Here is a 21,201-nt window from a genome sequence, read left to right on the forward strand (position 1 = left end):
GTGTGAACTTTCTCCTCATCGTTGCCATACAACTAAGAAACTCCTTTTTTGCTGTCTAATTTTCTTAGTCCATTATAGACAGAGGAGATCCGATTTACGGGTGGCGAACCGACGCTTTATCAAGAATTGCCTGAGGCGATCCGCTATATTCGTTCATTAGATATGCAAGCAAGTGTTATTACGAACGGAGCATTCTTGCAGGAAAAAATTCGTGAGTTAATTGACGCGGGTATAAGTGGTATCACATGTTCTCTCGACTCGCCAAGAGCCGAGGTTCATGACAACCTTAGAGGAACACCTGGCTTACTTGAGAAAGCGCTTGCTGGATTGGCGATTGCTAACCAAATGCGTGTCGAGAGAAACTATTCCTTGCGATTAACCGTAAATACAATTATTTCGAATCGGACATTTGACCATATTGATGAATTTATACCTATATTGGAATCGGTTGGGGTAGATTCTTGGTGCTTTAATCCAATTAAGGATGCTCGGGGTTTATTTTTGAATTTAGAACAAATTAAACAATTTAATGCAATCGCAAGAAGAATTGATGAACGTCTTCAGACATCTTCTGTGGGACTTAATGCTTTGCGGCCAGAAATATTTGGAACTGAGCAAGCTGATATGGAGCGAAGTTCATCTGGACGCGCACTAACTCACTCTTGCTGTGTAGTTCCTTACTATATTGCTTATATTGATGCAAAGAATGGCGTTATGACAGCATGTAACTGTTTATCTCATCGAAGAGGGAAACCACTTAGCGTTGAAGGAGTCTGGACGAGAAGTTTTTCCGATATATGGAACGACCCTGATTATGCGAAAAACCGTCAAGAGTTCGCTAAAGTGGCGCCGAAAGTATGCACTGGGTGTGATCCAGCAAATGTGAAATTCAATTTTAATATGAGTCAGTTATTATCTCAAGAACAATATGATACCTTTGAATGGGACTATGTCAAACATTGAGGGTCTTCTTAAGAAGGAGTTTGAATACTTTACCGGAATATCACATTGCATCTTTGTTAATAGCGGATCCTCGGCACTTGAATTGGCTCTACATGCCCTGCAATTACCGAAAAATTCCGAGATTTTAGTGCCATCGATTGGTTGTGACGCTATAACGATGAGCGTAATACTCTCAGGGTTGAAGCCATTGTACTACGAAGTTGGCGATGTTCTTGAAACTAAGGTTGATGAAGATTTATGCAAGCGTGCGAGCGCAATTATTTTAGTTTACCCATTTGGTATGGTAGTACCTGGTGTAACACCATCGGATATCATGACTTATAAAAAATTCGGATTAAAGGTGATCGCTGACTGTGCGCAAGCGTTCGAAACATTTATCGATGGACGTCATGTTGGACAATACGCGGATGCTACAGTTTTCAGTTTCGCTGATGGAAAGATGCTAGAGTGCGGTGAAGGTGGCGCCCTTCTCTCAAATTGTTATGAGTACATTCAACGTGCTGAATGCTTTTCTAACAGTGGCAGGATTCAAGGCACCTATGATCGAAGATTAGTCGGCCGTAATCTTAGGATGGCAAGGCCAGTATTGTCGGAATTAAAGAAATCGTTTGATGGTTGGCCGATCAACCGAAGGGAAAGGCTGCATCGCGCGACTATCTGGAAAACACTCCTTCAGGATACACAGGGGGAAATAATTACCCCTTTACCTTTTACACATATGGTTCCACATAAGCTTGTAGTAAGGTTTAACGAGCAGGATTTCACAAAAATAGAAACGTTTCAGAATTGGGTGAGGACGTCTCAAACAATTCAAACATGGTGGCCGCTATTGCCGCTTGAAAAATTATACGCGGTGTCCTATTCCCGTACTTGGGGTAGTGTGAACAATTGGAAAAAACATGGTTTGATGTTACGAGTAAGTTCAGATTTGCCAGTATCGGTTATTGAACAAGAAGCGCGTGATTTCATTAAACTTTTTATACGTTAAGGATGATGATTAATAATGAAATCGAAATGGTTGCCTTTGCAAGAATCTTGGAAAATGACGCAAGGTGGGGATTTAAAATTTGATGGCTTAAGTGTTGCTGCGACCTTGCGTATCCAAATTCCGAACGGCGTGCTAGCATTTTTTGAAAATGGGCTGGATGAAGGTACAGTAAGAACTACCATTTCCGAAATGGCCCATTGGCTTGTCCATCAAGAAGGGCGGCCTATAGGAACCGTAGATTCAAGAGAGGTCCCACTTATGTTAACTGTCCGCTTTGGGGACAAACATAGTGATAGCAGCAAGCCCTTATCGGTTTCCTATATAGTGCATCCACACCCATTTTACTTAGAGAACTTACCCTACAACTTAGGGACTTCTCTAGGGGACTAGGCCGTGAAAATGAACATGAAATTTGGTTAAAACAAAGCCCTATTCAACTAGCAGAATCTATCGCATGGCTTGGCTATCAAAGGATGTGTGAACTGGGAATATCCAAGCCATATGTATTGTTACAAAGAACGGCCTGTGCTGTTGGATTACCCAACAGTGGACACGGTACTGCATATACGCGGAACCCTAATTCAGGGGAGGAAATGGATTACGGTCGCTACATTTTAGGCTACTCAGGTCGGGCGTTTGATACTGAAATGCAGAATAGACCCGAGAAGAATGATTTGTCCCTGTTGCTGCAAGAACTTCCGAATGCTTATTGGCATTTGCGAACAATCATGGCAACATTGGAACAATATTATCAGGAAATACGGTTTGTCGAGTTTACAATTGAGGCTGGGGAGTTATTTCTAGTTCAAAATACACCGCGAAAACGAGAAATGATTCCTGATTTAAAAGTTACTCGTCCTTTAAAGGTTGACTGGCGGAATGCGAATGGATTAGAAGATATTATTAGCTGTTCCAATCGGATCCAAGACGGAACGAAAATAAGCAATAACGGATTGTCTTTACGATTTAATAGTACAGATCCAGGTGCGTTGGAAGATATTTTAGAGACATTTCGTCCCATAAATACTAGGGAAACACATTGTGAAGAAGAGTGGTGCATTACTTGGATGATTAAGGACTTGCCACAATTGCCTAAGGATGCAGGTGTACCCGTTGATCTTATTCGCAGTGCCAATGGTATTCACATGGTTGGCCATATATTTTGTTATAACGATTGGGAGATTATATCTGTTCTTCGTGAAGATACAATCATCCTGATCTCAACGGTAAAAAGGAGATTGATTGTGATTGGAAGACCGAAGCAGCGTAATGGCGCGGGTTACCTTGTAGAAGAAGCGGTTAGGACTTTATGGCGTGGATGGATGGAGGGCAAAGGATGGACTCTATTGCACGCTGCATCGGTTGTTCATCACGATACATCTTGGGTGATTATTGGTGAAAAAGGAGCAGGTAAAACTACTCTACAATGTGCTTTGTTGGAAAAAGGGTATAAATTAGTTAGTACCGATCGTACATTTATATGTTTCGGAGAAGGTAAGGGTGTTATAAACGGATGGCCCGGTGGAATGAAGGTAGAACCTCATACACTAACGTTGGTCCCTAATTTTCGAGAAAGGGTTGCCAATTCACTTGATTATAAAACTTTGGGTAACAGTAAGTTGCGAATCCCGTTGCGGGCTCTATCTAGAATTTTAGGTCGGATTCAGATGGGGCCCTACCCCTTAGGAGGATATATCTTTCTTAGAAGAAATACGGAGGAATCCTCTTTTAGTTACCGATCCATAGAGAAGTCTGAAATGATGGAACGCCTTCATAGCAACATCCTCAATAATCAAAGTGATTTACGCAAAAACTGGTTAAGAACCGAGAGATGGTGGAAACACAAACCAATCCATTTTCCGACAGCACCTTCCCTGGAATTATCCGGTAATGGGCATCCCGATGAAATGATACAGGCAATCGAAGATTTCTTTTTGAAGCAAACACCGGTGGATAGGATGTGATTAGTTCATCAGACTATGGAAAACCAGGGATTTAATAAGAACGCAATCATCCGCCGAATGTATGATCGTACGATTGCATGGTTTATGAAAACATATGGTTATCAACCGGTTAACTCCATTGATTCACCATTAATAGCAACTAGCACATTCATGGATTTAGAATCAAGTATTCGAGAAGAAGGTATGTTATTAGTTAGTGGTCCATGTATGGATCATGCAGTAGGGGAGGGAGCAGGAGGTTTAAGTTTCCAAATTGCACTAGAAACGCTATTACTTATAAAGCAGGCGAGAGTAATGGAAGTTCCCATCCTGCTATTAATCATGTCACCATGTTTGCTTGAAGAAGACACAATAGATACATGGAATCAGCTTGGAGAGGGGTATCGTAGTCTGGTACATAAAATTTGTCGGCTAGTGAAATACCCGGAGGATTATACTCATATCGTCCGGATTTGGGAAAAAGATTATGTATTTGAGCATATGCGCATGCTTCATCCTTTTGACGAGAAATCCCCATTACTTAGATCATTGTATCAATCTAGTCGCCCGCTGGACTACGTTTACGAAGGGGAGATGAACCGTTCATTAATTCGCAGTTATCACGATAATTTACTTGCGTATCATCCTGAAGTGCTGCGAAAGCTGTCCCATCGCTCCTTTCACTCATTACTTCACGTTGAAAATATTCAGCAAATTCGGGCGTTTTACTCTGCTTCTAAATGGTTTGGTTTTAATCCTTCAAGCAATCGTCAACTCGTATTTGTTACGACTCCTTCCCCAAATGGAGGAATTCGAATGTCGAGAGCGGAGGGAAATGATAGACTTCCGGCACATTTGGGTAAAACCAATATATCTAACGTTGTTGAGAGTTCCAGTTTGCTGAAGAGTTTCATATCTTCTTTTGCAACGAAAGTTGAACTGGACATTCTTGTGGATATCTTTGTTGAAAGTTTTACGGAGAAAGGGTTAGATGAGAATGATTAATGAGGTGCAAAAGGTATTACAAGCCGGATGGAAGATAGATTTGGATGTAAGAATGGAGAGGATAGGGGTAAATAATACTACATGGCAAGTGGGGGAGGTGGCTTGGCTTGCTAGGTACGATAAAGATGAAACGAATCGAGTCATTCGCGAATTGGACTTATATGAATACCTTTCTACAAAGCAACTCAGTGACTCTGACATGATGTTTTTTTACCCGGAGGTTATACGAACTACAAAAGGCCACCGTCTATACGATGATGGCACATACCTATGGAAATTGAGCAAAAACATGATAGGGGTGATGCCTTCACAAGAAAATGCCGAGTTGTACCCCATACTTGCAAACGGTTTAGGTCATTTCCATAGAAAACTTCGTGAAGTCCCCTTAGACTTTGCAGTAACAAGTACAAAATTGGTACAGACCGTGGGAGCGTACGTTTCTATGATCGGGGACATATCTTGGGATATATGCGGGGACTCGGCGATAAAGGCAATTGAGGAGGAAAATATCCTTTTCATTAAAAATGCAGCGCTTCAATTGTCCACGAATTTCAACAAAGTTCGGGAGTTGCCTATTCAGTTAATCCATGGAGATTTTACACACCCTAATCTTAGAATTAAGGAGGATCATACCAAACTAATCGGTGTACTCGATTTAGAATTTTGTAGTGCAGACCCAGCGTTATTGGATCTTGCAACTGTAGTACTTACGTTACTTACACGCTCAAGACTGAGTGAACCGGCTAAACTGTTGTCGGAAATAATTAAAGCATATGAAGGTGGGGGAGGGTACGTTGACCCTGCTACCTTGGAAGTCGCGGTACTTGCAAGAAAGTTTGATAGTTACTGGTATCACCGTAACCGCTTTTTAGAAGGAAAAGGGACCTTGGAAACTTACCAAAGACAGTTAGAGCAGTTGAAGCTTGTGATGGAAACCTTTGGGTGATAATTGTTAAGGAGTATGTAAATGATAATAGGTTATCGGGTTAGAAGACGCGAGTTAACGGAACCCCTTCTAGAACAACTAGTACGTAGTGGCTTCCGACATCTTGAGTGGGATTGGAAGTGGGATGGTAATAGTAAATCGCCGGTGCCTTCGACAAAAGAATTGATGTACGCGAAGGATATTTGCTCCCAATATGGTTTGACCATTAGTATAGCTGGGCCCAACGGGTTAAGCATCGCTGAGAAGGTCATGCCGCTTCGCCAAGTATCTCTACAACTATGGAAAGAACTGTATCAAGCAAGTGAATACTTGAAGGCAAAATGGTTAGTTATGGAACTTGGTTCGGCTGGCTTTAAGTCCGGAAACTCATCAAAGAAGAGAGATAGAGTTGGTATTGCAAAAGGCGTTATTGGAGAGATCGTGCAAGCAGTTGATGATGGCCCTTTGTTACTACTCGAAAATCAAAGAAGATTACCCGAAGCGAGTCAGAAGTGTTACCTTGGGGATGATGCGAACGATTTACTATATTGCTTAGAAGCATTACCCGAAGATCGCTCGGGGGTTATTTTCGATACGGGTCATGCATTAATTGAACAAGTCCCGGAACATACATTACGTGTATTGTGTTCTTCGATTAAAGCATTTCACTTGCATTGTAATGACGGAGTTACCGATAATCATCATTCACTAAGGCAAGTGGATATTGATGCAAATAAAAGCTACTGGGAATCAGTTATCGACATGATCCATACCGGTGTTCCTGCAGTACTTGAAATAGAGCCTTTAAGCGAAGCCTTACTAACCAAACGACTAATAGATGAATACAGGAGTGAGTAAATCATGGTGGAACTAGCAATCCATGGTGGAGTGCCCGTTCGTGAAAAAAAGAAAAGTACATATCCGCATATATCGAATGAGGCAAAAGTAGAAGTAATGAAGGCGCTAGATATGGGCTATTTAGCTAGGTTTTATGGAGGTGTTTATGTTCACCAGTTTGAGAAAGAATATGCTCGGCATTTTAATCGAGAATATGGGATTGCTGTAAACTCTGGAACGGCGGCTCTTCATATCGCTTACCTAGGGGCAGAACTTCCCCTATTTTCCGAAGTATTAGTTCCGGCCAACTGTTATATATCTGCTATTTCTGCGCTCATACAGTGCCATCTAATTCCAGTGGTAGTAGATATAGATCCAACGAGTTGGGTTATGGATCCTGAAGATATTCGTCGAAAGATTACGCCACGTACAAGTGCGATCGTACCAGTCCATATGTACGGACAACCTTGCCCGATGGATGAAATTATGGAGATTGCCAATGAACATAATTTGAAGGTTATTGAGGATTGCGGACAGTCACATGGTGCGCTGTGGAATGGGAAAGTGACTGGCACATTTGGGATTGCTGCATGCTATAGCATTTGCTGCCGTAAACATGTATCTGCGGGTGAAGGGGGTGTGGTTATTTCCGATTCCAAGCGATTATCGGAACTGGGACATGCTTATACTCACAAGGGAAAAGGCGAAGGCTGGTTTGACTATTTTTATATGGGATACAGCTACAATATGACAGAATTACAAGCGATATTAGGAATTCATAGTTTACGCGGTTTACCTGAGGAATTAGCGAGGAGACAAAATTTCGCAGTCTTTGTGCAGCAGCAATTAGGAGGATTGGAGTTGGAGTTCCCAGTTGTACCCGAGAACTCCACGCACGCTTACTTTAAGTTTAATTTTCTGGTTCCGAAGCGTTTGGCTAAATATCGAAATGAAATAACGGATGCCATTCGGAAAGAAAATCTAGGTGCTGACCCAGCCCATCCATATGTTTTAGAGATCCCTTGGCTACAAAAGCAGGAGCCGGTCTTGTATCATCTTCAAGAAGTCAAGGTTAGGCCAAAATATGATCTAAATTCTTGCCCGGTTGCTAGGGATGTAATGGCGCGTCAAATCGGTCTAGAATTAGGGCCTGGGCTGAACATAGACGACATGGAGGACACGGTAAAAGCTGTCCGTAAAGTTATGACATGGTATTTAAAAAACAAATAATGGATCTAGGGAGAGATAATCATGAGAATATTTTTAGCATATCCATTTACACAATTATTACGAGAGGATGGGTTATTGGAAGGTAAGGCAACATCCTTCCTTAACCAAGCTATCGATGCATTAACTGCAAATGGTTATAGTGTGTTTTCTGCCCAAAAAAGGGAAGCATTTGGCTTAGAGTTGATGACACCGGAAGTAGCAACAAAGCTTGATTTTATTGAAATGCAAAAAGCTGACCTTGTAGTGGCATTTCCGGGATGGTTTCCGATTTCCGGAGGTGTTCATGTTGAATTGGGATGGGCTTCTGCACTATCTCGCCCATTAATCCTATTCCTACACAAGGAACAAGAGTATTCGCCATTGGTTATGGGACTCGGCACGGTTACACAAGTAAAAGAGGTTAGGTTTGGCAATGAGGATCTAGATAGGCTGGTTTCCATGATTACGAATGAAGTGGAAGCATATAGAAAAAAACTACTTACAAATGCGTAGAAATAACTTGTGACGTATGTTCCGATGGATCATTGGTAGTCTATTGAAAGTAGGTCGAGACAATGACAGAATACAGACTTGACTGGGGGGTATATCATTGAACAACCATCGTGTTCTTTTAAATGCGGTTCCATTCGGATATGGACCAGTTTCAAAAATAGCTAGTGTCGCGAGAAAATTGGTTCAACAAAAAATTGAGTGCGTTTTTGTTGGCTGCGGAGTTGCCTATGAATATTTCAAGCGCGAGCAAATAAGTGAGGCTATTGAATTAAATTTCTATAATTCCGATGGAGCCGAACGGCTCTCTGAGCTATGCCAAAACTTTAGTTATGGACTCACATCAATGGACTTCGATTTTGTAAATATTTGTTCGGATAAGATTCAAATTGGTTATGTGGATTCTTTGTTTTGGATGTGGGATACAACCGTTTTTGACCAAAACCCTCGCTTACGAGAGGTAAGCCATTACTTTATTCAAAACACTTTTGCGGCACAAGAGAAGGTGGATCAGTTTCAAATATATAACCCAGTTTTAATCGGAAGTGTCATTGATGTACCGATAACAACCTTGATTCGAAAAAACAGGGCTGTAATTCATCTTGGCGGTGTAGAAAATATTTATGTGCCGATAAGAGAAATTCAGTACCCATTTGTAGTTATAAAAGTACTTAATGATCTGCGCGATTTATGGCAGAAATATGATGAGGTAATTGTAGTATGTAGTGAAACAATAGCAGACGAACTTAGAATTGCTTTCCCAGATTTTCCAGGGGAGTTTACCTCTTTATCACACAAAAGTTTTATTAGTCTGTTGGCCGAATCAGATCTTTTACTAACGGCACCGGGGCTTACGACAATATTGGAAGCGTTCCAATTAAGGATAAGGACGGTATTCCTACCACCCCAAAATTATAGTCAGTACTTAATATTACGTGGATTAACCAGCGAAAATTATCCAGGACAATTGCCAAACTGGGATTATTTCGAACGCTCGTTCCATATTCCCGATAATACTCCTGAAGATCTCGCTGTTAAGATAGTGAAAGAACGCATTGATCAATTTAGTAATTCTGGAAGTGAACAGTTGAAATTGAGGAATCTACTTCATAGCAGACTCAACGACATTGGGAAGACACAGAGTGAGTTAGATTTCCAGGATTCCTTTATCGAGAGAGTAGGGACAGATGGCCTTGATTCCATTATCAATGCGATCTGCGGCATGGGTATACAAAACAAAAGCAAGTCTCTTGTATAGACGCTGAAGACGAAAACAACGGAAAAGACTCAAACCATTTCGGTATCAATTAGTTACCAATAGGCGAAGGAGAATTACGGATGAGTAATATTACGATCGAGTCAGTTATGCTATTAACTACCTATCGATGTAATTTAACGTGTGATTTTTGTTTCTATGAAAAAGAGGGCATGTATAATCATTTTAGAACAAAAGATAAACGGAAAGAGATGACTGTGGATGAATTTATTGACTTAGTCGTTAATCCTTTACTGACGATGGGACTAAAGAAAGTAACTTTATCGGGTGGAGAACCGTTAATAAAGAAAGATATCGTTAAACTTATAAAACATATCATTGGGTTAGATTTAGACTGTCGGATACAGTCGAATTTGACGGTAAATGTTGATACTATATTGAACGATGAAGAAATATTGAGAAATATAAGTCTTCAGACATCGATTGATGGCGTACGTGAAGACCATGATTTATATCGCGGGGCAGGTAGTTATGACAAAACCGTAAACAATCTTAGACGAGCTATTGATTTTTATAATGCATTGAATATGATTCCATCTGTGCACGTCAATACTGTCTTGACAAAACAAAATATATTCAAATTGATTCAACATGTAGAAGATATGATTGAATGTGGTGTTCGGTCGCTTTCTTTCCAACACCTTACCTGGGATGGTCCACAATCACCTAATCCGCTGACAAGGGAGCAAATAGGTGAATTATTGAAAGTTGCTCACGAAGCAAAAAAAATAGCGCTCGCGAATGGAATGAAGTTAAAGTTCTTCCCATTTGATGTATCATCCGATCGAATGGATGATCTAGACACTTGGTACAACACGAGTAAGTTCCTGCAATGGAAAGGATGTGATTATATAAAAACAAAACTCAGAGTAAATTCATTTGGTGATGTTTTCTCATGTATTGAAGAAGCGGTGGGAAATCTTAAGGACAATTCGATGGGCGAAATTCTCAGTGGAACAAATTATAACGATTTTAAAAATTATATTTTAAATTGTGGACCTAGAAAAGAATGCAAACGTTGCTGCAATCTAAAAACTAGTGTCTAATCTACTTATTATTTTAGCGATTTTAATGTCTTCGACAGATACTAATGTTCTAGTTTAGCTCTAACCCGTTGCCTGAAAGAGCAATCTACAATTGTCATAGGAGCACAATGGCTTAGGGTTCTGTTTATATAAATAATGGAGCCCTAGAGTGTTTCTGCTTAATTTTCATCCCTTTAATAGAGAAATCCTTTCGGTTATAGCTATAAAATATTGTAAAACCGGAATTTACTTGACCCCATCGCCGGGAATGGAATCACTTGATCGCTCAATGTCCAAATGATTGGTTTTTAACGTTTTCTTGAGGGCATGTGGCTATTTATAGTTGACTTTTCAAGAAGCCCTTTAGGCGACGGCAATACCACCTGCAAGTCCCCATATTTGTATACCACGTATGTAGATGGATACCATTCATGACTCCTTGTCACGTATTATTATCGGGAACGAATCTGCATCATGGAAATTCTGATTATGATGACGATGCGGGTAGAAAGCTACTTGCCTATTATCTCACCGTCGTTAGCCAATAAAATCTACTGTAATCAAAACAAACTAAACTAACCTAACCTAACCTTTTTGCAGAACGCTTAGTGGCCGAAGCGAGCAGACCTCGAATTTGAGTAAGGTGAAGACATCATTCGTGGCAAAAGTGACAGGACGCTGTGCAGAGAAAAGGCTATCGAAAGGTAAGCTTGGGGCAGAAACTAACTCCTTTTGGTTATTTTGTTTGGACTTACGTGGACGTAGCATTGGAAACTAGCTCCTACTTACATATGTTTAAAGACGAAAGGTTATGTAAGAGGCTAATCAAAACTGGCATATTGTAAGAAGCGGCCAAAATTGCTCATTATTTTCATTGCAATGACTCTTATATTGTGTATATCACGATAATAATTGTATGAGGAAATAGTTTAATAAGGCTGTCCCAATACAAAGGGGTGTCCGTTCTACAGGCTGTCCATTCAAGTTTCTTACTGGAGGAATTATGTTTAAAATAGCAATTGCAGGAACAGGGTACGTTGGATTAGTCACGGGTGTTTGCTTAGCAGAAGTCGGATATCAAGTGATTTGTGTCGACATTGATGAGAATAAAATTAATCTCTTACGTGCAGGAAGATCCCCGATTTATGAGCCAGATGTGGAGAAATTAATGCAAAAAAATTATGCGGCTGGAAAGCTCGACTATACTACAGACTATAAATCTGCATATAAGACAGTTGACGCAATCTTTATTGGGGTAGGCACACCTGAAAAACCGGATGGATCTGCGGACCTTTCGTATATTGCGAAAGTAGCAAGGCAGATAGCGGAAACTGTAGAGAAAGATTGCTTAGTAGTCGTAAAATCTACAGTCCCGGTAGGAACAGCCGAAAAAATTGAACAGTTTATACAGGATTTCTTGCTACATGATGTTCGGATAGAATTAGCATCGAACCCAGAATTCTTGTCGCAAGGCTCAGCTGTTCAGAATACCCTTAATGCGGAAAGGATCATTATTGGTACTGAGAGCAAGTGGGCTGAGGAAATGCTGAGGGAGATCTATAAACCTTTTCAGTTGCCGATAGTATCTGTTAAAAGAAGATCAGCCGAAATGATAAAATACGCAGCAAATAGTTTTCTTGCGCTAAAGATTTCTTACATAAACGATATCGCAAACTTGTGTGAGTGTGTTGGTGCGGATATCCAGGATGTGGCAATTGGTATGAGTTACGATACTCGAATTGGAAATAGGTTTTTGAATGCGGGAATAGGATTTGGCGGCTCGTGCTTTCCTAAGGATACAAAAGCCCTAGAGTATTTTTCAAGACAACATGGTTATGAGCTACGGACTATTCAAGCAGCTATTGAAGTTAATAAAGACCAGAAAAGAATGCTCTACCAGAAGGCAAGAAAAAGACTCATTACTTTCAGTGGTCTTAAAGTAGCGGTATTGGGACTGACCTATAAGCCTGGAACGGACGATATAAGAGAATCCGCCTCGGTTGAAAACATTCAGTTGCTACTTGAAGAAGGGGCGGAAATATACGCATTTGACCCAACCGGCGCAGCAAAAATTGGTACTATATATCCTGAAGGAAAGATTGGTAAAGGTTGTATAAAATATGTTCACGATGTCGAAGAGGCAGTAAAAGGTGCCGATATCTGTTTTATCTTTACAGAATGGGATGAAATCGTATCAATTATCCCCTCTACCTTCAAAAGGTTAATGAGAACCCCACTGGTGTATGATGGGCGAAATATCTATAACGTGAAGGAGATGGAAAAGGCTGCAGTCGAATATTACTCTATTGGAAGAACAAGCGGGAAGCCCCAAATAACCTCGCAAATACAAAAACAATTTTCTTATTAACGCTTTCTCGGCGGTCTGTTTGTTCGCTACGTCGTGCTTCGTAAAACCTAGTTATCTTCCCTTTAGATATCACCTCATTCTCGGTCGTTGCGGCTGGGAGGAATGTTCGATTGGCGCGGCAATGACCGATATCAACGAAGGGGTTCCGCCTGTACAACGGCATTATCGCAAGAATGGGCCGCGTCCTTACGGTGATGTGTCAAAATATGTCGCTTGAAAACATGGTGAAGGATTTACCGTGAAAGTTAATGCCTTTCGTCAAAATGTGACTTAACCCATAATCCTGTCAGACTTTATAGGTACCAATCAGCCATTTTAATATTGTCTAAAACAATAAATTGCTATAAGTATAATTAGGAATGATAAGCTTGCCAGAAAGTTCTGGGAATAAACTTCGATAGTACGCCCAGCATGGGCGTTATCTCTAGGGTGAGAGTCCCGAACGGGGGCTGGCGAGCGCTCACCGTAGCCAAGGGCGAGGGTGTCTGCCGCGAGGGGGAATCTGAAGGTATCCGGAGGCGAATTCACGGGCCAAGGTACACAAATTGGATTAAAGGCAGTATCAGACGGATGGAAATCCTAAACCCGGAGGCGGCGTGCGGCTGCTTGGAATTCCGACCGTGATGGACCGGTTTCTCCAACAGACACTTCTACAAGTGATGAACCCGGTCTTCGCTGCACACTTCTCATGGTACAGCAACAGCTTCAGGGCTGGGGAAACGAGCGCATAACGCGGTGAAGCAAGCCCAAATCTACATACAGAAAGGATACCGATGGACGATAGATATGGACTTGGAGGAATTCTTTAACCGGGTCAACCACGACATGCTCATGGCAAGGAAAACAAGGAGAGGAACGGACAAGCGAGTCCTAGAGCTGAGGAGCCTACCTGAACGCAGGAGTTATGGAGGAAGAAGCCACTGGAACGGACAGAAGTGGGCAGCCGTAAGGCGGCCCTTTAAGGCCGCTTCTGGCAAACATTCTCCTGGACGATCTAGACAAAGCATTAACTAGACGAGGCTTGGGAGTCGTCCGCTATGTGGACGACTGCAACATATTCGTTGCCAGCAAGCGCACGGGTGAACGCGTAATAGAATCGGTGATTCGCTTTGTGGAAGGGAAGTGAAAACTGATAGTGATATTGGGACAAGAGTGCAGTAGACAGTCCTTGGAATCGGAATTCCTTGGATTTAGTTTCCTGCGAATAAGCAGGCGACCATTCGGCTAGCCCCGAAAACGATCGCTCGCTTTAAGGAAAAGGTTCGGGAACTGATAACCCGAACTCGCTCGATGCCCATGGAGACCCGGATTGCCCAACAACCGTTATTTAATGGGGTGGATGGATTATTTCCGACTTGCATCGGCCAAATATCACTGCGAGAAATTCGACCAATGGATTCGCAGGAAGTTACGCATGTGCCTTTGGAAACAATAGAAACGTGTGCGTACCCGAATTCTACGTGCACTCGGTGTTCCAGAATGGGAATACTTTGTCATGGCCATTTCCAGGCGAGGAGCATGGGAAATGCCTCGAAACACAAACAACGCCCTTCCGACTTCCTATTGGGAAGCGAAAGGGCTGAAAAGTTTACTTTCTCGATATTTGGAGCTTTGTTAACCTTTTGGAACCGCCGTAGCCGCTCCTCCTACTCGATACTGGCAGATGCAGCTTCAAAAATGCTATACAATTACGATCACTTTTTTTCCGTAGCTTGAATATGGATATTCCTTAAACTTGGAAAGCAGTTAACGAAGCAATCTTTCAAGGCCCCAACCAGCCTTAATTACCGCTACGACTTCTATAAGAGTTGGGTAGATAATAATCCCGGATACGAACCTACAACTATACTTATACGATTATCGCTGTAGCTCCTTTTGGAATATCTGAAGGTACTCTATCGCAACCTTACTGCCATGATTATCAATACAAGTGATAACTTGAATGAAAACCATTAGGATTCGAAAACCGAGGCGCTATACAATTTTTTTAGACCTACCTCATTTGGTCTTCCGTTGTGGGGGCCATTTTTATGGAAAGACAATCAGGTACTGCTTCACAGGGCTAGAGGAGCTTAATAAGTCTGCTCCAGACAACAAACGCAAGTCCATGCAGGACAAGACCATAAGACAAAGTGTTCAAAGAGTGTGTGAGGTTGGCTGTCAATTGTTGCGTAATTTTTTGAAGTTATAGGTTAGACGGTCAAAGTTAATAAGCACACGCCCGCCTTTAATAAATACTTCGTGGCAAAACCCCGTTTTTACAAACCTATCCCCCCCTTGACACCACCAAATAATATGTTACCATTTAACCGACAGGCAGTCGGTCTACAAACTGGGGGTCTAAATATGAGAGTGGTAAAAGAAGCTGATGAGCGCAGGAACGAAATCCTTGATGCGGCGGATGAGCTATTTGGTCAGAAGGGCTTTGACGGCACGAGTACCAACGATATTCTTGAGAAGGTCGGCATTGCGCGGGGAACGCTGTATTATCACTTCAAGTCGAAGGAAGATATTATGGACGCGCTGATTGAGCGGTATAGTGTTCGTCTATTGGGTGCGGCTCGGGAAATTGCCGAAGACCAGAGCATTCCCATCCTCGAGCGTATTATTCGTGTGGTTAGGGCAATGAACCTTAACGGCGGAAGCAGCCGGGAAATTATGGAGCATATTCACAAGCCGCAGAACGCGCTTATGCATCAGAAAATTCAGAAGGTCATCATTCATGGCGTTCCGCCGATCCTGACGGGCATCATCCGCGAGGGCATTGAGCAGGGAATGTTCAACACGCCGTACCCGTATGAGTGCATGGAAATGGTTGTGATCTATGCGAATACAGTCTTTGACGATGATCTAGTTACCCTGACGGACGAGGAGCGTTTGTCACGCATGCTGGCCTTTATTTGCAATGTAGAAAGGCTGCTCGGTGCCGAAAGCGGAAGCTTGATGGGCGTTATGAAGATGTTTGGTGCAGGCGATGGAGCAGCGAATGAGTAACTCCGGCGAATCGTTCCGAAAGTTTCTTCTATTGTGGTCGGGTCAGTTTGTTTCTGCCATAGGCAACGGGCTTACGTCGTTTAGGCTAAAAAGCTTGAATCCAGAGGTGACTTATGTATTACAGAATAATCCGTAATGATCTATCCAAGAGCAAGCTGATCACCTTGACCACTACAATATTTGTTGCTGCTGCAGCTATGCTAGTTTCGCTTGCGGCCATCCTGTTCGTAAATCTTTCAGGAGCGCTAAATGAACTCATGATAACGGCGAAAACGCCGCATTTTCTGCAGATGCACTCGGGGGAAATCGATACTGATCGGCTTCATGCTTTCGCGGAGCAACATCCCGATGTGGATGAATTTCAGGTGCTTGAATTTCTTAATATAGACGGTTCGCAAATTCGATTTGGCGACCGTACGCTTGCGAATAGCGTTCAGGACAACGGATTCAGCATCCAGAGCGAGAAGTTCGATTATCTCCTTGATCTTGACGGTAATGTTATCGACGTATCCGACGGGGAGCTTTATGTTCCTATTAGCTACTTTAAGGACAACATCACCAAGGTCGGCGACAAGGCCGTAATAAGCGGGAAGGAATTTACGGTTGCCGGTTTTCTTCGGGATTCGCAGATGAATTCCGCGCTCGCCTCTTCCAAAAGGTTTCTGATCAGCACCAATGACTTCGAGGAGCTAAAAAATGCCGGAAATATAGAGTATCTGATCGAATTCAGATTAAAGGATTTGTCGAAGCTCAAAGACTTCGAAACGGCTTATGCTGCCGCAGGACTTGACGCGAACGGCCCCACGGTGACCTATCCGCTGTTCAAAATGATCAATGCCATTTCCGACGGGATGATGATAGGGGTCATTCTTTTGGTCAGCGTGCTTGTCGTTGCCATTGCCTTGATGTGCATACGCTTTACGCTCCTGGCGAAAATCGAAGACGATTACCGCGAAATTGGCGTTATGAAGGCTATAGGGATGCGCATCTCCGAAATTAAGAAGATTTATGTGGCGAAGTACGCGGCGATGGCGGCGATAGGCTGCATGCTAGGTTTTGCCCTTTCTTTTGTGTTCCAGGGCACGCTTCTTGAAAATATCCGGCTTTATATGGGGGAGAGCGAAAATTCATCTTTTGCCATGTTTTTCGGAATCATCGGCATTTTGCTTGTATTCCTTGCCATCATTGCCTATGTAAATGGAGTGCTGAGACGCTTTCGGAAAATATCGGCCGCCGAAGCTATCCGGTTTGGCACTTCACAGGAAAAAGCCGCGGGCACAAAGCGTTTTAGCCTGAGTGGAAACCGGCTGCTTCCCCTTAATATTTTTCTCGGGGTCAAGGATGTTCTCGCCCGGAAGAAGCTTTACGCCACCATGCTTGCGGTGCTTGTGATTTCAACATTTCTCATTATAGTTCCGCAGAACTTGCACAACACGATTTCCTCCAAAAGCTTCATCAAATATATGGGGATCGGCAGCAGCGATATACGCATTGACCTTCAGCAGACCGACCAAATTTCGGAAAAAGCGGCTGAAATCATCGAGACTATGAAAAGCGACAGCGCCATTTCGAAGTATGCTGTGCTGACAACCAAAACATTCAAAGTCAAGACGGCGGATGGCTCGGAGGAAAGGTTGAAAATTGAGCTCGGCGACCATTCCATTTTCCCTGTAGAATATTCCGAGGGCAGGGCGCCTGCCAATGAAGATGAAATTGCTCTGTCCACCTTGAACGCTGATGAGCTGAACATAAAGGTCGGCGATGGGATTACACTGCTGATGGAGGGGAAGGAAAAAGATCTCACGGTAAGCGGAATTTATTCCGACATTACCAACGGAGGGAAGACGGCCAAGGCTGTTCTCACCGCTCCTTCGGCGGACATTATGTGGTACGTGATCAGTGCGGAGCTTTCAGATCCGTCTCTAATCGCGAGTAAGGTTTCGGAATATGCGGGTCGATTTGGTTATGCGAAGGTTTCGGACATTGATGAATATATTGCGCAGACCTTCGGCTCTACAATAAGCTCTGTCGCAAAGGCCTCCAATTCAGCCATGGTTGTTGCTTTGGTTATAGCGGTGTTGGTAACCCTGTTGTTTATGAAAATGCTTGTCGCCAAAGACAGATATTCCATTGCCGTCATGAAAGCGTTCGGTTTGACCAGCTCGGATATTCAGGCGCAGTACATTTCGCGATCGGTATTCGTTCTGGTTGTCGGAATTTTCCTCGGGACCCTTCTGGCCAACACTCTCGGAGAGAAGCTTGCGGGCGCGGTGATCTCCTCCTTTGGAGCATCGACGTTTCATTTTACGATCAATCCGCTTGCTTCCTATCTGTTTAGTCCGGTGATGATGATAGGCTCGGTACTGATCGCAACAATCATCGGCACGTTCGGTGCGGGACAAATTAAAATTTCCGAAAATATAAAGGAGTAGGCCTATGAAGAAGATCATTATCGGAGATCGTATCGTCAAAACTTTCGGCGAGGGTGATGAGAAGCGCAATGTTCTCGACGGGGTGTCCGCCTATATAAACGAGGGCGAGTTCGTGGCGGTGATGGGACCCTCGGGTTCGGGAAAATCGACGCTGATGTTTGCGCTGAGCGGGACGGACGGGATTGATGGCGGGAAAGTCGTTGTTGACGGCAGGGATTTATCGGAGATGGGGGAGAATGAGCTTGCGGATTTGCGCCGAACCGAAATGGGATTTGTTTTCCAACAGCCGACGATGCTGAAAACTCTGAATATCCTCGACAACATCATTCTCCCATCCATGCGGGGCAGCAGAAAAAACGCTGCAGCAATTACGAAAAAAGCTAGAGCGCTTATGAGAAGGGTAGGTATTGCGGAGCTGGAAAATCGCGACATTACACAGGTATCCGGAGGCCAGCTTCAGCGTGCGGGCATATGCCGTGCGCTTATGAACAGCCCGAAAATTATATTCGGCGACGAGCCTACGGGTGCGCTCAACTCCAGCTCCGCGCAGGGGATTATGGACCTCTTTACCGAAATCAATGCGGAGGGTACGGCGGTAATGCTTGTAACCCACGACGCCAAGGTTGCGGCCAGGACGGAACGTATTATGTTCATGCGTGACGGAGCCATCGTCAGCGAATTGCAGCTTCCGAAGTTTGATGGGACGGGCATGGATGGCCGGGTCGAGAAAGTCACGATGAAAATGAGGGAAATCGGAATCTAATCTCGCCTCCACCAATACAAACAGAAAAGCGACCGTGCCAGGTCGCTTTTTACGTTCGGATCTGTCTCCAGAGGAGGTGTGTTTACCTTAATTTATCAAGTAAATTATAATAATAGTATGTTTTATAACGTTGTTTTCCATCGGAAAAAATAATTCTGTTCGACTCTAAGATGGATAAATATCTCCTGCATGTTTGCTTCTGAGACTTCCGCTGCAGAGGAGATAGTGTGGACAGTAAAGATAGGCCTTTGGTAAATAGCATCGATGAGTTTGCCAATAAAATTTTGAATCTTTCTGTACTCCCCAGGTGAACGATTACTTCTACGCACTTCATTTGACATAAGGGTTAGATGAATGGATTTAAATAGCCTTGTTGATATTGGAAGTAGGGAAAGTTTAACCCAAAAATGATTATAAATACAGAATTATAGATAACAGCGATCAAAAATAATGAAAAATGCACATTAGATAATGGGTTAGTGGGGTAACTCCCTCTATTCTGGAAGAGTTATGATGAAGAAAGTGGATTAATAAAGGCGGTTAAATGGTAGTGACCGCAATTTTGTGGGAGGGGATTCGTTGGGGAAGAAGAGAAAGAAAAGCGCAAGTACACCGCGAGTCAAAAGAATGAACAGAAACAGCCGGCTGCAGTCAGCTGCAGCAAGTTGGCTCAAGTCTTATAACGGGACTTGCCACATCCGTGCTTATCGCAAATATTTTGGCGTTGACGCAGGAACGGCCATTGCAGAGCTCCGTATACTGGGAGTGCCGCTAACCGATGATGCCGTTCGGAAGGCTAAAGAAAGTGAGAAGGCTTCTACAAGAGCAAAACAAGCCCGCAAGGAAAAGAGGCTGCAACGCCGGCAAGAGCGACAAGGAGGCGAAGATCCGTGGTCTGACGAGACATTTGCATATATTGCCGGGTATACGGGATGGGGATTTCCGTATGGTATTACATGGGAAGAAATGGAGAGGTTTGCCGATCAGGACAGCCTTGATGCTACTCTCCCTCCCCGAACATGGAAGTCACCGCACCCCCAAACGGATGAGATCTGGTTTATCGCAAGGCCGGAAGGCGAGGAGGTGCCTTTTGACCTTGAAGAGTTTTTGCGGTATCACGCCGAGGCAGACAAATCAGTAACGAAGTTTTGACAAATTAAACGGGAAGGAAAGGAAGAACCTGAAAACCAATGAAAAAACAAATGAAAAATCAAATGAAACCATTGCCGGATCCTGAACTGCGGGCTATTCTGCGAGCGGCCGATGACATCATTGGCGAAGGCGGAAGGACGCTTCTCTCAAAAATTTTGAAAGGTTCAAAGGAACGAAAGCTGCTGGAACTTGGATTAGATCGAAATCCTTCGTATGGTTACTATAAGGACCTTACATTAGAACAGATCATGGATAAAGTGGATCATATGATTCGGACAGGCTTTCTGGCAACGGAGGTCTATGGCAAGTATTCTACAATTGTATTTACTTCGCGTGGATGGGCGATCGAAAGGGAAAGAAGGGCTGAGGAGTTCCTGCAGGAGTGGGATTACTGGCTGGAGAATAGCGTAGCTCCACTCAACATGGAGTACTTGAAAGAACGAAATCGGGGCATGATGTTCTTGTTTTTGTACAAAATTTTATGCTCCAGAAATAAGAAGTATATTCCGTTTTTAACTTTGTGGGAACGCATCGATTTTAAAAAAGTTCAGGCTGAAATTCGTAATGTGATCCAAGCACTGAAACAGAGCGATGATATGGATGATGTGGAATGGAACCAGTTATTGAAGGAACGGGCCCAATCACTAATTATTCGCTCACGCGACCCGATAATATTGGCGTGTCAGTCATGCGGCGGGCCATTTGTATTTGATGAGACGAATCCTGAATATTACACGAGTGAAGGTTTACGGTTTCCAGACGAGTGTCCAAGCTGCGTGGAAGATCGTCTTTAAAACGCCGAAATGATTAC

At 43.2% G+C, this 21,201-nt stretch carries 17 protein-coding genes and 1 pseudogene; all 18 read left to right on the plus strand.

The window, feature by feature from the left end:
- Positions 1–87: 87 nt before the first annotated feature.
- Positions 88–963, plus strand: a complete 876-nt coding sequence (locus ACTHRH_RS12090; protein ID WP_440415822.1) for a radical SAM protein — start codon at positions 88–90, stop codon at positions 961–963.
- Positions 950–1,951: a DegT/DnrJ/EryC1/StrS family aminotransferase gene (locus tag ACTHRH_RS12095; RefSeq protein WP_440415705.1), complete on the plus strand. Its 1,002-nt coding sequence runs from the start codon at positions 950–952 to the stop codon at positions 1,949–1,951. Before ACTHRH_RS12090 ends, ACTHRH_RS12095 begins: the two co-directional genes overlap by 14 nt.
- Before the next feature lie 15 nt (positions 1,952–1,966).
- Positions 1,967–2,341 (plus strand): hypothetical protein, encoded by a 375-nt coding sequence (locus tag ACTHRH_RS12100; protein ID WP_440415707.1) that lies wholly within the window; start codon positions 1,967–1,969, stop codon positions 2,339–2,341.
- 203 nt (positions 2,342–2,544) lie between these two features.
- Entirely contained in the window at positions 2,545–3,915 is a 1,371-nt protein-coding gene (locus ACTHRH_RS12105; protein ID WP_440415709.1) for a hypothetical protein, read from the plus strand.
- A gap of 15 nt (positions 3,916–3,930) precedes the next feature.
- Positions 3,931–4,899 carry a hypothetical protein gene (locus ACTHRH_RS12110; protein WP_440415711.1) on the plus strand — a complete coding sequence of 323 codons (969 nt, stop codon included), beginning with the start codon at positions 3,931–3,933 and terminating at the stop codon, positions 4,897–4,899.
- On the plus strand, positions 4,886–5,845 hold the full coding sequence (locus ACTHRH_RS12115) for a phosphotransferase (RefSeq protein WP_440415713.1): 960 nt from the start codon (positions 4,886–4,888) through the stop codon (positions 5,843–5,845). The genes ACTHRH_RS12110 and ACTHRH_RS12115 overlap by 14 nt, the downstream gene beginning before the upstream one ends.
- Positions 5,846–5,866: 21 nt before the next feature.
- The gene (locus ACTHRH_RS12120; RefSeq protein WP_440415715.1) at positions 5,867–6,682 is read left to right on the plus strand and encodes a sugar phosphate isomerase/epimerase family protein; all 816 of its coding nucleotides are present in this window, start codon (positions 5,867–5,869) and stop codon (positions 6,680–6,682) included.
- Between the two features lie 3 nt (positions 6,683–6,685).
- Positions 6,686–7,891, plus strand: a complete 1,206-nt coding sequence (locus ACTHRH_RS12125) for a DegT/DnrJ/EryC1/StrS family aminotransferase (protein ID WP_440415717.1) — start codon at positions 6,686–6,688, stop codon at positions 7,889–7,891.
- 21 nt (positions 7,892–7,912) lie between these two features.
- Positions 7,913–8,383 (plus strand): nucleoside 2-deoxyribosyltransferase, encoded by a 471-nt coding sequence (locus tag ACTHRH_RS12130; RefSeq protein WP_440415719.1) that lies wholly within the window; start codon positions 7,913–7,915, stop codon positions 8,381–8,383.
- Positions 8,384–8,480: 97 nt separating this feature from the next.
- On the plus strand, positions 8,481–9,638 hold the full coding sequence (locus ACTHRH_RS12135; RefSeq protein ID WP_440415721.1) for a hypothetical protein: 1,158 nt from the start codon (positions 8,481–8,483) through the stop codon (positions 9,636–9,638).
- A gap of 80 nt (positions 9,639–9,718) precedes the next feature.
- Complete coding sequence (locus ACTHRH_RS12140; RefSeq protein WP_440415723.1) at positions 9,719–10,702, plus strand: radical SAM protein; 984 nt, start codon at positions 9,719–9,721, stop codon at positions 10,700–10,702.
- Positions 10,703–11,684: 982 nt separating this feature from the next.
- The gene (locus ACTHRH_RS12145) at positions 11,685–13,049 is read left to right on the plus strand and encodes a UDP-glucose dehydrogenase family protein (protein WP_440415725.1); all 1,365 of its coding nucleotides are present in this window, start codon (positions 11,685–11,687) and stop codon (positions 13,047–13,049) included.
- A gap of 578 nt (positions 13,050–13,627) precedes the next feature.
- Positions 13,628–14,667, plus strand: a pseudogene (locus tag ACTHRH_RS12150) (reverse transcriptase domain-containing protein); the annotation flags it as partial.
- A gap of 728 nt (positions 14,668–15,395) precedes the next feature.
- Positions 15,396–16,043, plus strand: coding sequence for a TetR/AcrR family transcriptional regulator (locus ACTHRH_RS12155; RefSeq protein WP_144940053.1), 648 nt, complete (start codon positions 15,396–15,398; stop codon positions 16,041–16,043).
- 113 nt (positions 16,044–16,156) lie between these two features.
- On the plus strand, positions 16,157–18,475 hold the full coding sequence (locus tag ACTHRH_RS12160; protein WP_379288774.1) for an ABC transporter permease: 2,319 nt from the start codon (positions 16,157–16,159) through the stop codon (positions 18,473–18,475).
- A gap of 4 nt (positions 18,476–18,479) precedes the next feature.
- Positions 18,480–19,238: an ABC transporter ATP-binding protein gene (locus ACTHRH_RS12165; RefSeq protein WP_379288776.1), complete on the plus strand. Its 759-nt coding sequence runs from the start codon at positions 18,480–18,482 to the stop codon at positions 19,236–19,238.
- A gap of 579 nt (positions 19,239–19,817) precedes the next feature.
- Complete coding sequence (locus ACTHRH_RS12170; RefSeq protein WP_440415728.1) at positions 19,818–20,390, plus strand: hypothetical protein; 573 nt, start codon at positions 19,818–19,820, stop codon at positions 20,388–20,390.
- A gap of 38 nt (positions 20,391–20,428) precedes the next feature.
- A complete protein-coding gene (locus tag ACTHRH_RS12175) occupies positions 20,429–21,184 on the plus strand; it encodes an RQC domain-containing protein (RefSeq protein WP_144940061.1) in 756 nt (251 codons plus the stop codon).
- Positions 21,185–21,201: the final 17 nt, after the last annotated feature.

Origin of the sequence: Paenibacillus sp. SAFN-117 (assembly GCF_051966115.1) — a bacterium.
In the GTDB taxonomy this organism is placed as follows: Bacteria; Bacillota; Bacilli; order Paenibacillales; family NBRC-103111; genus Paenibacillus_L; species Paenibacillus_L residui.

Excerpts from the sequence above, each read along its gene's own strand:
- ACTHRH_RS12110 (WP_440415711.1), top strand. The coding sequence starts at position 3,931 with ATGGAAAACCAGGGATTTAATAAGAACGCAATCATCCGCCGAATGTAT.
- ACTHRH_RS12100 (WP_440415707.1), top strand. The coding sequence starts at position 1,967 with ATGAAATCGAAATGGTTGCCTTTGCAAGAATCTTGGAAAATGACGCAA.
- ACTHRH_RS12115 (WP_440415713.1), top strand. The coding sequence starts at position 4,886 with ATGAGAATGATTAATGAGGTGCAAAAGGTATTACAAGCCGGATGGAAG.
- ACTHRH_RS12140 (WP_440415723.1), top strand. The coding sequence starts at position 9,719 with ATGAGTAATATTACGATCGAGTCAGTTATGCTATTAACTACCTATCGA.
- ACTHRH_RS12155 (WP_144940053.1), top strand. The coding sequence starts at position 15,396 with ATGAGAGTGGTAAAAGAAGCTGATGAGCGCAGGAACGAAATCCTTGAT.
- ACTHRH_RS12160 (WP_379288774.1), top strand. The coding sequence starts at position 16,157 with ATGTATTACAGAATAATCCGTAATGATCTATCCAAGAGCAAGCTGATC.
- ACTHRH_RS12095 (WP_440415705.1), top strand. The coding sequence starts at position 950 with ATGTCAAACATTGAGGGTCTTCTTAAGAAGGAGTTTGAATACTTTACC.
- ACTHRH_RS12125 (WP_440415717.1), top strand. The coding sequence starts at position 6,686 with ATGGTGGAACTAGCAATCCATGGTGGAGTGCCCGTTCGTGAAAAAAAG.
- ACTHRH_RS12120 (WP_440415715.1), top strand. The coding sequence starts at position 5,867 with ATGATAATAGGTTATCGGGTTAGAAGACGCGAGTTAACGGAACCCCTT.
- ACTHRH_RS12105 (WP_440415709.1), top strand. The coding sequence starts at position 2,545 with ATGGATTACGGTCGCTACATTTTAGGCTACTCAGGTCGGGCGTTTGAT.
- ACTHRH_RS12165 (WP_379288776.1), top strand. The coding sequence starts at position 18,480 with ATGAAGAAGATCATTATCGGAGATCGTATCGTCAAAACTTTCGGCGAG.
- ACTHRH_RS12175 (WP_144940061.1), top strand. The coding sequence starts at position 20,429 with ATGAAAAAACAAATGAAAAATCAAATGAAACCATTGCCGGATCCTGAA.
- ACTHRH_RS12130 (WP_440415719.1), top strand. The coding sequence starts at position 7,913 with ATGAGAATATTTTTAGCATATCCATTTACACAATTATTACGAGAGGAT.
- ACTHRH_RS12145 (WP_440415725.1), top strand. The coding sequence starts at position 11,685 with ATGTTTAAAATAGCAATTGCAGGAACAGGGTACGTTGGATTAGTCACG.